General features: G+C 45.8%; 11 protein-coding genes. 3 read left to right on the forward strand and 8 right to left on the reverse strand.

What is annotated here, in order from left to right:
- Position 1: 1 nt before the first annotated feature.
- The 6 genes from TOL2_RS08385 to TOL2_RS08410 all read right to left on the reverse strand — a co-directional run bounded on the left by TOL2_RS08385 (position 2) and on the right by TOL2_RS08410 (position 8,884).
- Positions 2-2,233 carry a PAS domain-containing sensor histidine kinase gene (locus TOL2_RS08385; protein WP_014957064.1) on the reverse strand — a complete coding sequence of 744 codons (2,232 nt, stop codon included), beginning with the start codon at positions 2,231-2,233 and terminating at the stop codon, positions 2-4.
- A gap of 20 nt (positions 2,234-2,253) precedes the next feature.
- Positions 2,254-3,012 (reverse strand): IclR family transcriptional regulator, encoded by a 759-nt coding sequence (locus tag TOL2_RS08390; protein WP_014957065.1) that lies wholly within the window; start codon positions 3,010-3,012, stop codon positions 2,254-2,256.
- Positions 3,013-3,195: 183 nt separating this feature from the next.
- The gene (locus TOL2_RS08395; protein WP_014957066.1) at positions 3,196-5,625 is read right to left on the reverse strand and encodes a benzylsuccinate synthase subunit alpha; all 2,430 of its coding nucleotides are present in this window, start codon (positions 5,623-5,625) and stop codon (positions 3,196-3,198) included.
- A gap of 89 nt (positions 5,626-5,714) precedes the next feature.
- Positions 5,715-5,894: a benzylsuccinate synthase gamma subunit family protein gene (locus TOL2_RS08400; protein WP_014957067.1), complete on the reverse strand. Its 180-nt coding sequence runs from the start codon at positions 5,892-5,894 to the stop codon at positions 5,715-5,717.
- A gap of 205 nt (positions 5,895-6,099) precedes the next feature.
- Positions 6,100-6,441 (reverse strand): 4Fe-4S dicluster domain-containing protein, encoded by a 342-nt coding sequence (locus tag TOL2_RS08405; RefSeq protein WP_014957068.1) that lies wholly within the window; start codon positions 6,439-6,441, stop codon positions 6,100-6,102.
- Positions 6,434-8,884, reverse strand: a complete 2,451-nt coding sequence (locus TOL2_RS08410) for a molybdopterin-containing oxidoreductase family protein (RefSeq protein WP_014957069.1) — start codon at positions 8,882-8,884, stop codon at positions 6,434-6,436. The genes TOL2_RS08405 and TOL2_RS08410 overlap by 8 nt, the downstream gene beginning before the upstream one ends.
- Before the next feature lie 610 nt (positions 8,885-9,494).
- On the opposite strand from TOL2_RS08410, the gene TOL2_RS08420 reads away from it, so the two are divergent.
- The 3 genes from TOL2_RS08420 to TOL2_RS08430 all read left to right on the forward strand — a co-directional run bounded on the left by TOL2_RS08420 (position 9,495) and on the right by TOL2_RS08430 (position 12,980).
- Entirely contained in the window at positions 9,495-9,800 is a 306-nt protein-coding gene (locus TOL2_RS08420; RefSeq protein ID WP_014957070.1) for a DUF997 family protein, read from the forward strand.
- Positions 9,801-11,294: a sodium:solute symporter family protein gene (locus tag TOL2_RS08425; RefSeq protein WP_014957071.1), complete on the forward strand. Its 1,494-nt coding sequence runs from the start codon at positions 9,801-9,803 to the stop codon at positions 11,292-11,294. It begins immediately after the preceding gene.
- 114 nt (positions 11,295-11,408) lie between these two features.
- A complete protein-coding gene (locus TOL2_RS08430; RefSeq protein ID WP_014957072.1) occupies positions 11,409-12,980 on the forward strand; it encodes a benzoate-CoA ligase family protein in 1,572 nt (523 codons plus the stop codon).
- A 153-nt stretch (positions 12,981-13,133) separates the two neighbouring features.
- Here TOL2_RS08430 and fdhD read toward each other — a convergent pair whose 3' ends face one another.
- Together fdhD and TOL2_RS08440 are read right to left on the reverse strand one after the other, a co-directional pair.
- A complete protein-coding gene (gene fdhD / locus TOL2_RS23570) occupies positions 13,134-13,925 on the reverse strand; it encodes a formate dehydrogenase accessory sulfurtransferase FdhD (RefSeq protein ID WP_014957073.1) in 792 nt (263 codons plus the stop codon).
- Between the two features lie 58 nt (positions 13,926-13,983).
- Positions 13,984-15,576 carry an ABC transporter substrate-binding protein gene (locus TOL2_RS08440; protein ID WP_014957074.1) on the reverse strand — a complete coding sequence of 531 codons (1,593 nt, stop codon included), beginning with the start codon at positions 15,574-15,576 and terminating at the stop codon, positions 13,984-13,986.
- Between the last annotated feature and the right edge of the window lie 37 nt (positions 15,577-15,613).

Raw genomic sequence — 15,613 nt, forward strand, 5'->3', positions numbered from 1 at the left:
GCTACCGATCTCCTGTCTGCTTTTTATCGGATGCCGGCAACAGCAGCCGGACCTGTGTTCCCTGCTGCACCACACTGTCGATAAAGATATATCCTTTGTTTTTTTCCAGTAATTTATGAACAATGGAAAGTCCCAGGCCGGTTCCTTTGGGGGAAGTGGAAAAAAAAGGATCAAAAACCCGTGGCAGAGCTTCCTTTGAAATTCCATGGCCGGTATCTTTGAACCGGATTTCAACAAACCCGGCCCTGTACATTGCAAAATCAGGATCTTTTTGGGTCAGCTTTGTTTTTATTTGTTCTTCGTTCCTGACATTCCCTGCGGTTATAGTCAGCTCTCCCCCTGCTTCCATGGCTGTGAGGCTGTTTAAAATCAGGTTAAGAAAGACCTGGTGCATCTGCTCCTGGTCGGCCATGGCAAAAGAAAGGTCTTTATCATACCTGCAAATCAGGCGGATATCGGATTTTTTGAGCTTTTCCTTGACCATGCCAATGGTTTTTTCCAGGATGTTTTTTACATTTACCGGTGACGGAAGCGGGGGGGATGGACGGGAAAACCGCAATAAATCGGATACGATGGTGTTCAGCCGGTTGATTTCAGACAATACCCCGGAAATCAGGATCTGTTCCGCATCGGTGCGTGCCCTTTCGGCCAGCACCTGGAGACTTGTTTTCATGCCGGCCAGGGGATTTCTTATTTCATGGGCCATGCCGGCGGACAGCTGCCCCAGGGAAGCCAGTTTGTCAACTCGGACCATGAGTTCTTCCATGCGCTTTCTGCGGGTGATGTCACGGATATCCGCGATGGCACCGATCAGTCCGCCTGACTGGTCGGTAAGCTGGGAGGTATTGATCTCCACACAGGAGGCCTTGTCATCGGACCGGGCCAGTTTCAGTTCATGATCCCGTGTATTTTCACCGGATTTCATGGAATGCTTCAAGAGGTCTACAACCTGTTGCACCGGTTCACAGGGCCGGAAACCGTCTGTCCCGGATGTTTCCCTGTGACCATATCCCAGCATGGTTTGTGCACTCTGGTTAATGGAGGAAATTTGGCCTGCCTCATCTACGGTGATGATACCGGAAGACACGTTCCTGAAAATATCTTCCATAAAAGTTTTCAGGTCCACGATCTCTTTCATGTTTTTCTTCAGGGTGGCCACCATCTTGTTGAATTCCCTGGCCACAGCCGAGAGTTCATCATTGGATTTAATTTCAATCCGCTGGTCAAGGTCTCCTTTCCCAATGGCTTCAGCACCTTTGATCAATTGCAGTATGGGACGGGTCAGGCTTTTAATGAACAGGAAGGATACCGGCAGGAAAAGCCCGATTATAATCATGATAAAGGATATGATTTGATTCCTGAATGTGTGGATATCCGCCATTAACTCGGATTTAAAAACCGTCACCCCGATACTCCAGTTCATCAGGGTGCAGGGAAGGTATACAATAAATTTTTCAGCATTGTCATGCGTATAATTTCCGAATCCTTTTTTACCGTCCATCATATTGTTGATATGCGTTTGAAAGCGGTGGTCACTCAAGGCCTGGATATCCGTTTCAGAATCAATCTCCTTGTCCGGATGGTAAATCAGAAATCCGTTTTTGTGTATTAAAAAGGCATACCCTTTTTCCCCGATGCGGAGGCTTGCCACATAATCAACAAACGCGTATTTTTTAAGGTCAAAGGCCAGAACACCAACTATTTTATCCGGATTTTCAAAATCATACACAATTTTTCCCAGCATCACGACCTTTGAAGACCGGTGGTTTGAAAATTGAAGATCTGACAGAAATCTGCCGGTTTCAAGTGTTTTTGCAAACCAGTCGGCTCCGGAAAAATCCGGGAGACTGTCATCCTGGTCTCCGGTAACGGACAAAATGGTTTTTCCCGCCAGATTGACCAGGTAAATGCCATTGTAATTTGGGTTGCTTTGAAAATAATCTGCCAGCAGGCGCTGGGAGGTATCAAGGCGTTGATTGAATTCAAATTGCAGGAATGTCAACTGAATAAAAGGGAACTTTGATAACAGGTCAATGTCTTTTTGGGCAGCATCAAAAAAATGATCCACCTGTTGTGCGGTTTTCTGGGCAACCTTGTCCAGCTGCTGGCGGGTCTGTACCAGGAGTGCATTGGCTGCGCTGTGATAGGAAACAGCTCCGACAACCAGCAGGGGGATTGCCCCCAGTATCATCAGGATACAAATCAGCTTGGTCCGTATGCTGGAAAATAACATGATACCATTCCCCTGCCGGATCAGACAGTCATTTTTTTTTGAATTTTATCAGCGATGTGTTTTATGAATTCTCCCCAGGACCGGAGACGCTTTTCGGGTAGCATTTTTTTAAGCCCAACCACATAAATGGCAGCGGGAATGGTCTTGCTGACATACAGGGGAACGGCTACGGCATGGATACCTTCGGTGTATTCCTCCCTGTCAAAGGCCACGCCCTCTTTTTGAACTTTTTGAATCATTTTTTTAAAATCGACCTTATCCACACAGGAAAAAGGGGTAAAAGCAACCAGATCATTGGTGGCCAGAAGATGATCCAGGTCATGGTCTGTGAGTTGGCAAAGGAGGGCTTTCCCCCCTGCTCCAACGAACAGCGAGTGGCTGTGTCCCACCTCGGTGGATATTTTAAATCCTGTGATGGAATCTGCCTTTTCCACCACAACAGCGTTTAAGGCCGAGCGAACAACCAGAAAAGCGGTCAATCCTGTTTTAAGATTAATTTCTTCCAGATACGGTCGGGCCGTTTGAACCAGGTTGGTCGATTTTCCTGCTGTCTTACTCAATTGATAGAAGTGTGACCCAAGATGAAATTTTCCCTCATCATCACGTTCAAGGATTCCCAGATCCACCAGGGAGTAGACTATATTGAATACCGTACTGCGGTGATATCCCAGGGCGGAAGCAATGGCGCTGATCCCCAGGGATTTCCGAGTCTTTGACAACAGATCAATCAGATCAAAACATTTATATATGGCTGGTACTGCTTTAAATTCTACAGACATGGCTGTTTTTTATCAAAGGCCTTTTCAATTAAAATAAACTTCTATTTTTAAACAGCCACCAATGGTTGTCAAGTGAAATTATAGCAGCCTTGTTTTTTAAAAAATATAATTCAGTGATAGGGTAATATTGGGATCATCCCCGGCAAATATAGCCGGGGATGAGGAAGTCGTTAATATGGTGGGTTATCCTGCTGCCATATCCTGCTCGGTACGGGCGATAATCGTATCCTGGGAGTATCTTGCAAGATCAATGAATTTTGCGCTGTATCCGGCAATTCTTACCAGCGTGTTTGCATATTTTTCAGGTTCTATTTGAGCGGCTTTCATGTCTTCTGTTGAGATGACATTGAACTGGACATGATCAATTCCCAGTGAATGCCATGTTTTCATGTAGGCATGCCAGAGATCAAACCCGGCATCACTGTGCATGAGAATATTTGAAAGACGCTGGTTTAAAAGGACGCCCTTGTGTCTTGAGGCATCAATTCTTGATACGGATTTTAGAACCGCAGTCGGTCCGTTGGTGTCACATCCCATGTAGGGAGAGCAGCCGCCATCATCTAAGGCCTCTCCTGCGTGTCTTCCGTTTGCAGTGGCCGCTGTTTTAGGACCGTTTACAATATATCCGGCAACAGACTGGGCCAGGGGTAAGGGATAGGTGCCTGAATAGGTTGTATTCCGCTTCCACTCATCGGCAATCAGGTTATAATACTTTGTGGCCATTGCATCTGCATAATCATCATCATTGCCGAACTTGGGGGCATTCCAGAAGTCCAGACGCATTTCTTCTTTGCCTTCCCAATTATTTTTCAAGGCATCCATAAGTTCGGCCATGGTATATTTTTTGTCTTCAAACACCAATTTTTTAATGGCTGCAAGGGAATCGATCACCACCACACTGCCGCTGCAGATATTGTGCCATGGATTGGCTACCTCTGCCAGGGCATTAGCATCCATACCTTTTTCAACGCATCCGTCATCAATGCTTGAAATAAAAGGACAGCACAGATGTGTTGATTCTATTATACGACCCACGTCTTTAGAGCGCAGAGTTAATTCGATAGCATACCTCAATTGTAATTTGTATGCATTCCAGACTTCATCAAAACTCGTAAAATTTGCAGCATCACCTGTTTGGGGGCCCAACTGGATATTGGTGAAAAATTCATCAAATCCGTTGGTCAGGGCGATTTCCATGGCTTTGGCCGGATAAACATCTCCGCCGCCCTCGTTTCTTGTTTTCTGCGTCCCTCTGCGGCCCGTTATTCCCGGTGACATACATAAAACAAGAGCCCAGTCCCTGGCAATATTTTCTGGTACATTAAAGTATTTGATCAATTGCTCGGTATTCAGTTCATCATTTTTAATAGAGGGGAACCCGAATCCCTTTTTAATGCAATTGAATACCCTTTTCTTTGTTTCAACATTGCCGGTTTTATTCCACCGGAATCCAATGGAAGGCTCGGTCGTAACAATGCTTTCTGCAGCTTCAAGAATGGCATTGGTGCAGTCGTTGCTGGCATCGGAACCATCCGGATTGATGCCGCCCAAAGTAAAGATAAACAGGTCATTGGAACCGGCAAAAAATTCTCGAAGCTGTCTTCCCTTTGTACTGCCGTGTTCAGACACTTTTAATCTTTCACACTCAAAGAGTTCTACTGCCTCTTCCCTGGTCATGGGTTGGTCTGTTTTATTGATGACGCTTTTTTGAAAATAGGGCCAGAGAAGTTTATCTGCTTTGTGTCCATACCCACTGCTGTATCGTTCCATGGAGTGGCATAACAGAAAGGTAAACCACTTGCTCTGCATGGCATCTTTCAGCCCCCTGGCCGGATTTGCCGGAACATGCCTGCAGATGTCTGAAATTTCAAGCAGCTCTTGTTTTCTTTTTGCATCGGTCAAAAAGTTTTCTGCCATGATCCTGGCCAGCCTGGCATACCTCTGTGCCCAGCCTACAACCGCTTTCATGGCAATGACCATGGCTTCCCATTGGTCAAGTTTGTCCATAAAATGTAGGTTGTCCTGGGCATTCCAGGGAGATTGGCGCATCTTATCGTTGGCGTCGGCAATCTTTTTTTCAACTTCTTCAATTCTTTTGATCAGGCCATCTTCAAGAACAGACTCGTAATTGGGGACAAGACTTGAAAATGCCGTAACAAACAGGGGCGGCTGTACTGTCGTTGCAGAATACATGATGTTGATTTCTTCGGGTGTGAAATATTTTTCCCCCTTTGTTTGAATGGTATAGGGCTTCCAGTATTCAGCGATTTCCCGCATCTCTTCTTTGTACTCGCAATACGGGCTTTCAACCATATCCACGGTGGCAAAATAGGACAGCTCCGGATACATGGGGAAATAATCAGGATGTTCCGTGTTGGCACCCACGATGAGTTCGTCATCTTGAATATGGATGGTAATGTTTTTAAGGATATTTTCAAGCCCTCTGGCCCTCATAATGCAATTGGGCTCACCAACATTCTTTTTATGGGACTGGGTGATCAGTCTGGCCCGTTCAACACCGGCTTTTACCCCGGCGTCAACATATTCGCCTCCTGCTACATGTTTAAAACGGCACCTGTCTTTAAGTCTTGTGGTTCTTTCTGTTGTCGGCATGGTCGTTCCTCCTGTCTGGCATCAAAATTTTTTAATTTAACTTAAACTTGCTGTTTGGATAGAACTCGAGTCAACTGGTCCATGAAAAATCAGTTGGTTCGAGCCCTGAGATGCTCGCAGGCGGTGTTGTCCTTGAATACCGGTCTGGACAACCAGAATTTTCCCTTTGTATCCTCCTGTTGTCTGATGCAATCCCCTTTCTTGGGTTCAAAATCCATATCCCCTTCTGGAATTGGAAAGAAAAAAGCACATTTTTTACATTTTGACATAAGACCCTCCTTGCGTTGAATTGTTCGGTTTTAACCTGATTCTAACTGTTAAATGGTAACAATGTTTTGCAAAGCCCGCTTCGGCGGATTGCAGTTATTTGTCATGTTTCAGTAACGGCTTTTTCGTCATTACTGAAACGTGTCAATCCTTTTGATATTTCAGATACAAATAGCTGTTATTAAAATGTCATCATGGTTGTTTTAATTATTTGGGTGACCACAGCACCATGCGGGGTTTTTTTCCAAGTTCCTTGGCAAGATCGGATAAAGACCCGTAGGTGATCACATTGGCCATGCAGTGCTGGGCACAGGCCGGTTCCAGTCCTTTTTTTGTTCTCGGAGCGCACAACACACACAATTCCGTGGGAAAGGGTAAAAAGTTGAGGTACGCCTTGTCCTTGGGAAGGTTTTGAATGATTTCCAGAACCTGGATGCCGCCCATCCCTGCGGGCCAGTGATGTTCCTGGGAACAGGCCACCTGGCAGGCAAAGCAGCCTGTGCAATATTCATAATCAATCAACAATCCGTTTTCAGGTTTTTTAGCCATTATTCGTCTCCTTTCCGTTTGCCTTGATGATTCGGCAAAGCAGGTGTTTGATGGGGGCTCCCTGGCCGTCTTTGCCCTGATTGCCCATGGGGATGAGTTGATTGACATTGCACTCCCAAACCCCATATAGGCTCGGTTCAGCCGCTTTTTTTTCGGGATACCACCACCCGTGTGCCGCCATCACCATCCAGGGCGGAACAATGGGAGTTACTTTTGCCTTCATTTTGCAGCGGCCCAGCCAGTTCTCCAGCCAGACCCATTCGCCATTACCTATATCATGGGCCGCAGCGGTTTGCGGATGAATTTCAACAACCGGGTCCGGGTCAAGTTGCCGCAGCCACGGGATATTGCGGTGTTCGGAATGAAAATATGCAGGAGAGCGTCTTCCAGTGGATAAAATCAAAGGATATTCCTTAGCCAGATCCGGGCGGCTTACCGGTGTAAAGGGCGGTTCTTCATGGTGGGGCAGGGGATCCAGGCCCCATTCCTCGCGGTAGGTGGAGTATAATTCAAATTTTCCGGTGGGGGTTTTGAATCCGGGTTTGCCGTCGGGCCGCAATTGTCCTTTTTCATGGCGATGGTATGGAGAGCTGGGATGATCTTCCGGCGGAATGGCCCACCCTTTTTTCTGGAGCTGTTCAAAGGTCATGCCCGATGGTTTGAGAATTTCGTCAAACAATTCATTTACCGTATCGTATTTGAAATCCGGATCAAAGCGCCGGGCCAGTTCAAAATTGATCTCCACATCAGGCCGGCACTGGTCTACTTTCATGGCTTTGTTGATGGTCTGCAGCGGCACCCACCAGCTTCTCACCCCGTTTTTTTCCAGAAAGGTGGATGCAGGCAGAAGAATGTCCGCATATTGGGTGGTGGGAGTATGAAACAGATCCACGGCAGCAATAAAATCCAGTTTTTCCAGGGCTTTTTTCCATTTTTTGGGATCCAGTCCAATTCCGTTCAACAGGCCCGCAGTCTGAATCCACATCCCCTTGATGGGGTAGGGCTTGCCTGTAAAAATCTGGTCCAGGGTCATGTCGGTCTGGGCCCGCCAGTGAAAGGTGCGGTAGGGGCCGTATTCTTTTACCCCCACCCGTTTGGCATCCATTTTTTTGTCTTTCAGGCCAATGGGGCCCACAGCGCCTGGAAGGGCATAGGACACAGCATCAAAGGCGAATTTGGCAATCACGTTTCCGCCGGGTATATCCAGGTTACCGGTCAGCGCCCACAGCGATGCAATGGCATGGCAGGTGGGCGTCACCGCAGGTGTCATGTCAATGGGAACCCCCCATTGAATGGCCGCAGGCTTGCTGGTGGCATAAAGCCGGGCGGCTTTTCGGATTTCATCGGCATCCACCCGGGTTATCTCCTGTACCTTGTCCAGGGGATACTTGTTGACTTCTTCTCTATATGCGTCCCAGGCTGTTCGGCAGGTCACACGGGTGCCGTCGGCAAGAATTACGTCCCAAAGCCCTGAAAACGCTGCCTTTACGTTCAAAGTTTTAAACTCAGTTTCGCTGGAGTGCCAGATTACCGGTTCCCCGCTGTTTTCATCCCATACCACGAAATTGTCAGGAGCGCCGGTCTTGTCCAGATGGACCTCCCGCAGAAGTTTCCCCGTATCCATGCGCATGAGATGAGCGCCGTTGGTCCATTTTTCAAGAAAATCATGATCATACAGATCCTCATTGATAATAACATTCAACATTCCCATGGCCAGGGCCGCATCCGTGCCTGGTCTGATCTGAAGCCAGTGCTTGGACCGGGAGGCAAAAAAACTCAGGCGTGGATCTACACAGATGATCTTGGTGCCGCGCTTCATCATGTCGATCACCCAATGGCCGAAAAGGTTATCCGGGCAGGTGGCGGCAATATTATACCCCCAGATGATAATGGTTTCGGGCAGTTTGAATTTTGGATCCTCATAGCGTTTCGGCAGCCATTGGCCGGCATCAAACACGCAGTAACACCCCTGAAAAGTGTTGCAGGCACTTAATCTGGGTCCATAGCAGGCACTTCCGCTGAGAGAAAACATCACGTTGGGGCTGCCAAAGGCATAGGCCAGCATGCAGATCCAGGGGCCGATGTCCCTTCCTGTTCCCATGGAAAAGATAACGCTTTCAGGGCCATACTCTTCCCGAATGTCTTTCATTTTTTTTTCAATATAATCAAGGGCCTCTTCCCAGGAAATTTCTTCCCATTTGCCTTGTCCGCGTTTGCCTACGCGCTTTAACGGCCGGGTGATACGATCTTCATGTTTAACATATTGGGTCATGGCCAGGGCACGGGCGCATAGCCTTCCCTGGTTCCATGGATGATCAGGATCTCCTTCTATTTTTATAAGCTCTCCATCTTTGATGTGGGCGAGTACGCCGCAGCCGCCATGGCATCCAGGTCCGGCAGACCAGGTCGTGGTGCGGACAATATCAATATTTTTTGACCCCATGCTGTTTTTCTCCTTTTTAATCTAAGGGAAATTATTATTGCCTTTGCAGGCCTTTTAACTAATGTGGTCAATATTGATTTTGTGTTTATTGACCACCATAGAGAACACTATGACTCTATAGAGAATATTTTGTCAACCTTTTTTATGTGAAAGTCTTCAAAAATCCAAACAGTGACTTGCAATATTTTTTGTGGGCAAACCAAGCTGAAAGACCAAGTCTGCCCGTGGCAGTTATATAAAAATTTTTAAAAATTCATGCGGAGACTTTCAATATTTGTTGTGGATAAATTTCAAATAAAACATCAGGTTGCACATGAAAATTATTTTAAAAGCTGAATTTCGGTGAAAAAAATATCGTTCTTTTGAACAGGGCGGGGTTTATACCGGAAAGTATTTTTCTAGTCTAAAAAGATCCTTTCCGGTAAATTCGTTTTGTTTAAGGTTTGCTTGTATTCTAAAACCATTATTCCCGTAAGCCTTTGCCGGTAATAACAGACTTGGGAAAGATTGGCACAGGATTTGCTCTATTACAGAAGCAAATGAAAATGAAGCTTCATTGGCAAAAGTGTCTGTATTTTTTAACATCTTTAACACAATAAGGAGAAAGTGAATGGCGTCCAACGTAAATAAAAAGAAAAATACTGTTTTTCTGATTTTGTTTCTTGTTCTCACTGTGTTCTGCTGGTGCCCTATTGGATATGGAAGTTATGGTGAAGTCGGGTTGATCATGGGAATGCCCTCGTGGGCCTTTTATCTGCTGCTGATTGGTGCGGTCTTGTTTTTTGTCGAATGGGTTTATCTGTTTAAAACGGATTTGGCCTTGTATGACGAAGATCTTGAAGGAATCAAAGCTGCGCTTGAAAAAACCATTGCAGAAGAAACAATCGCTGGAAAAACCATAACGGAGGAAAATTAAATGGTAGCCGTCATTATTATTACCGGGCTTTGTCTGGTATCCGTCTATATCAGTTATGTGGCATTTCGCAAGGGATTTACAAAAAGTGCAGATGATTATTTTGTAGCAGGGTCAAGTCTTGGTTATTTTGTGCTTGTTTTCAGCCTTCTGGCATCTTTTTTAAGTGCCTTTTCCATGTTCGGAATGTCAAGCTTTGGATACCGCCTGGGATTTGGCTCTTTATATGTTTTGACAGCCAACCTGGTTCCTTTGGGGTTCTTATGGTATTTCATTCACAAAAAAACATTTCTTCTGGGAAGGGCCCGAAAGTGGATGACCATGGGCGCGCCATTTGGTGAACGATACGGCACTCCCATGAGAATTGTTCTGGTACTTGTTGTCCTTGTGGCATCCGTTCCCTATATTGTCGCCCAGATCCAGGGAATAGGGGTCATGCTGGAGGCCATGAGCGAGGGCATCATCTCTTTTCATGCGGGTCTGTTTTTTGTTCCCTTTTTTATAGCATTATATCTGATGATGGGCGGAATGAAAGGGGCGGCCTGGGTCAACGCCATCCAGGGGGTCTTTTTTTCCATCATGGTGTTTGTCCTTTTCTTTTTTGTCATGATGAAAAACGGCGGGTTTGTTCCGACCATGGAGCTGGTCATGGCAAAACATCCCAACCTTTTCCAGATTGGCTGGGCAGGAGGCAAAGTCTGGAGCTATCCCATGATTTTTGGAATGGCAGCAGCCATGTGTCTGGGGTGTGTCTGTTTTCCGCAACCTTTTATGCATGCCTATTCAAGCCGGTCTGCAAGGGGCTTGAAAGCCATGTTCCTTTCATTTGGCGGCATTTGTCTGTTCATCATTACCATGCCCACATTGATCGGTATTGCCGGCAATGCCATTGTTCCCGGACTTAAAGGGGTTGAAGCCGATAAAATTTACGGTCTTGTTGCCGCAGCCACCATGCCGGACTGGCTGGCGGCATTTGCTGTGGCAGGCGGTTTTACAGCTGCCATGTCAACGGTGAACGGTCTTGTTTTCGGAAACGCTGCAAATTTATCTGTGGATGTTATTAAAATAATGAGGCCGGAAACCAAACCATCCGAACTGATTACCATTGCCAGGGTTTTTGTGGCGATTATCATGGCCATATGCGTGTTTATCGCCTGGAATCCCAATACCCCCGTGGCTGAACTGTCCATCATTGCTTTTGGTACGGTAGCGGTAACCTTTTTTGCTCTGTGGGGTGCTTACTATTGGAAAAGAGCAACCGCAACGGGCGCTATTTTATCCATCCTTGTCGGGGTCTGTTTAAACATAACCTTCTTTTTTGTCGGCGGTAAAGCCATGGTTCTTTTCCCTCAAAAATCACTGTTTCAGCTGAACGGATTTCTTGCTTCGTTTATTATCGCAGGAATTGTTTTCTTTGTGGGATCTTACCTGACAACTCCGGGCAAAACCGAACAAAAAAGTCTTAAATTGTTTTTTCACCCGGTTTTAAACAAATAATTGCCAAGGGCAGGCTTGATTTTTTATCCGGTTTGCCCGCAACAAATAATGAAAGTCTCTGTATGGATTGTTTAAGGCTTTCTGATAAAAAAATACATAAGGAGAATATCGAATATGAAACCTGATATTATTGAATCTGAATATTTTAATGCAGCAGATTATTTTGTAGACAGAAATGTCCGTGAAGGAAGAGAAGATAAAGTGGCCATTCTGTGCGAAGACCGCCAGATGACATATGGAACGCTTGCCAAAGAAGCTAACCGGTTCGGCAATGCCCTTTTATCATCAGGCGTCAGGATGGAAGACCGGGTTGCGCTGCTCCTGCTGGATATGGAGCTTTATCCTGTTGCGTTTTTTGGGGGCATTAAATCCGGTGCCGTGCCCATCTGTTTGAATACTCTTATGCGGCCAAAAGATTATCTTTACTTTTTAAATGACAGCCGGGCCAGGGTTTTGGTGGTTGATGAGAGCCTGTATTTTAATATTGAAGAGATTAAAAGTGAATTAAAATTTCTGGAACGGGTTGTTATGGTCAACAGCAGCCAGGCCAGGCCGGATACCATGACATATGAGGATTTTGTCAACGGTCAGCCAGAGACTCTTGAGACAGCCCCGACCGGTCCTGATGATTCCTGCTTTTGGCTGTACAGTTCCGGGTCAACCGGGAAACCCAAGGGAACCGTTCATTTGCAGCATGATATGCGGTTCAGCGTTGAAACTTATGGCAAGCAGGTACTTAAAGTCAGGGAAGATGATATTTGCTTTTCAGCAGCCAAATTGTTTTTTGCCTATGGTCTGGGTAACGGCACCTATTTTCCTTTCAGTGTCGGTGCCACAAGCGTATTAATGCCGGAACGTCCGACACCGGATTCTGTTTATAAGACCATTGCCCAACACAAGCCGACCTTGTTTTTTGGTGTTCCAACTTTGTATGGTTCCATGCTGGCTTCGGAAGAGGGGGAAATGGACGGGGTAAGGCTTTGTGTATCCGCAGGCGAAGCACTGCCTGCCGATATTTTTCATCGCTGGAAAAAACGGTTTAACCTGGATATCCTTGATGGAATAGGTTCAACGGAAATTGCCCACATCTATATCTCCAACCGGGTGGAGGATATCCGTCCGGGAAGCACAGGACAGATTGTGCCCGGTTATGAGGCAAAAATAGTGGACAATGATTGTAATGAAGTGGAGCAAGGAGAGATCGGAACCGTTTGGATCAAAGGCGACAGCACGGCTGCCTATTATTGGAACCGGCATGAAAAAACCAAAGAAGCCATGTTGGGCGAATGGTTTAATACGGATGATAAATTTTTTGTGGATGAAGACGGGTTTTTCTTTTATGTGGGGCGCTCCAATGACATGTTAAAGGTTGGCGGTATCTGGGTTTCTCCGGTTGAAGTTGAAGCCTGCCTCATTGGTCACCCATCCGTGCTTGAGTGTGCGGTTGTTCCCAGCAGGGATGAAGAAAATCTTGTGAAGCCCTGTGCTTATGTTGTTTTAAACAAGGGAATTTCAGCATCAGAAGAACTGGAAAAAGAGATAAAAGCCTATGTTAAAAATGAACTGGCTCACTATAAGTTTCCCCGCTGGATTCATTTTGTGGAAGATCTGCCCAAAACAGCCACAGGAAAGGTCAAACGGTTTGAATTGAAAAACCAGGAAGATCAGAAGGTCTTGAGCAATTAACTGCCATGGGCAGATCCGGTATTTCGTCCTGGTTTGCCCACAACAAAGATTGAAAGTCTCTGTATGAATTTTTGAAGATTTTCATATAAAAAAACAAATGACGAGTGTCATGTTTCTGAGGTTTAACAGCCCGGTTCCGTTTTTGAACCGGGCTTAATTTTTCTTTATTCTATTTTCATGGGTATAAATATTAAACCGGTTGTTTCTTGCAAACCCGACAATGGTCAATCCGGCTTTGTCAGCAAGTTTAACGGCGGACAGTGTAGGGGCTGCATTGGAAATGACAATGGGTATGCCGGTTTTAATGATTTTACCGATGATTTCAAGGGACATCCTGCAACTGACCGTTGCAATCTTGTCTGCCGTATCCATTGCTTTTAACAGAATATCTCCCGCCAGTTTGTCAAGAGCATTGTGCCGTCCAATGTCTTCGTAATAGGATAAGAGTTTGGATGCATTGCACACAGCTGCACTGTGAACCGCACCTGTTTTATGGAACAGTTCGGATTGATCCCAGTGCTGTTGAATCAAGTACAATACCTGGTCATAAGTTATAAACAGGGCTTTTTCCCGGCTTCCGGACAAAATATTTGTCTGGCCCTGCAATAGTGTTCCGCCTGATGACCCTTTGATTGATTGTCCTTTTTTAAATTCATCCAGCCGTTGCATGGCCCGGTCATTTAATGTGATATGGCATTGTTTTTTTTCTTTAAAAAAATTTAGTTTAATTATGTCGGTTTTGTCATGAACAATGCCTTGAGTAAACAGGAATCCTGCCGCAAGAGCCCGTGTATGGGTCATGGAAAATACCATTTTAAATGTTTTGTCTTTGTTGATCACTATCTCAAGAATGTCTTCGTCAATGATGCTGTCTTTCATCAAGATGGCTTTGTTGTCTTTTATTCTGGTGATATTAATCTTTTTAAGAATATGGTTGCTTTCCATGAGGTTCTCCATTGCCAAAGTTTTGTGAATTGATACCGGTATGGCATATTATTGCAGATTATGACTTGAACCACCAGCGTTCAGTATTTCTAAAGCCATCCATTGGCATATTCCCGGCAATGGGGCCATGGGCAAGTTTGTCTGAACTTGCTTCCACCATCTGGTTGTACATGGGGACAATAGTTCCGCCGTCATTCCTGCAGATTTCCTGCATTTCCAGATACATTTGTCTGCGTTTACCTGTGTCCAGCTCTGCTCTTGCATCAATCAGAAGGTTGTTAAACCTTTTGTTTTTCCAGTGGGTATCGTTCCATGGGGCTCCTGACGCATAGGCAAGCGAGAACATCATATCTTCCGTGGGGCGACCGGTCCAGTAACACATGCACCACTCTTTTTTTGTCCATACATTGCTCCAGTATCCGTCGTCTGGCTCTCGCACAACATTGATGGTGAGACCTGCCTTTTTGGCCTGTTCCTTGATAAGGATGGCGGCATCAACTGCACCGGCAAATGCGGCGTCTGCAGCATGCAGATTGAAAACATGGTCAAGCATGCCTGCTTTTTTCATATAGAATTTTGCCTTGTCCGGATCATATTTTCTTTGTTCCAGGTTTTTGGCAAAATATTGATTGACAGGTGCGATGGGATGGTCATTGCCGAGTTCTCCATAACCCCGCAGGACTTGTTTTAATAATTCTTCACGGTTAACGGCAAGTTTTAATGCCATGCGGACATTGTTGTCACTGTATGGGGTTTGATCCACGATCATGGGAATGGAGTAGTGTGCCGTTCCGGTGGTTGCCGTCACATTAATGCCGGGCATTCGTTTCATCAAGCTTGCTGTTTTTAGTTCAACACGGTCCATATAGTGGATTTGCCCTGTTTTTAAGGCATTTGTCCTGGCATTAGTATCAACGATGGACAAAGTTTCTATTTCATCAAAAAAGGCTCTTCCCTCTTTCCAGTAATTGGGATTGCGTGTTGCAAAAGCCTTGACACCAGGCTCCCATTTTTCCAGAATATATCCTCCCGTACCAATGCCTTTTTCCCATTCCCGTCCTTTGGTTCCCGCCGGGCAGATTGTCAAATGATGGTCTCCCAGGATAAACGGAAAATCCGCACTGCCCCCGGAAAGCTCAAAAATAACTTCATACTTTCCATCCGCTTTGATATTTTCAACACTCTTTAAATAGGGTTTAACAACAGATTTTGATTTTTCGCCCCTATGGTGGTTGATGGTAAAAATAACATCTTCTGCCGTCATGGTTTTGCCGTTATGAAACTCAACGCCTTTGCGCAGTTTGAAACGCCACACTTTTGCATCAGGGGAGGAATCCCAGGACTCTGCCAGTTCCGGGATGGGTTTGAAATTATGGTCAATTTCCACCAGGCTGTTTCTGATCTGCCAGTTGATGCTATAGTTCATATTGGACGTCAGTGTCCCGGGATCCATGGAGTCCGTGGTGGACCCGCCAGTGCATCCCATGATAAACCGTCCACCCCTTTTGGGTTCGGACGCCCAAGCTGTACCCGGAAGCATTGCAGGGGAAACCGCCGCTGCAAGCCCAAGTGCGGACATGCCGGTAAGGAACTGCCTGCGGCTGATTTTGTTCTGGTTAAACATCTGTGTTAAAGATGATAGGTCCGTCATATTCTTTCCTCCGATTTAAGTGATTGATATTAAATGA

The organism is Desulfobacula toluolica Tol2, from assembly GCF_000307105.1.
Classification (GTDB): Bacteria; Desulfobacterota; Desulfobacteria; order Desulfobacterales; family Desulfobacteraceae; genus Desulfobacula; species Desulfobacula toluolica.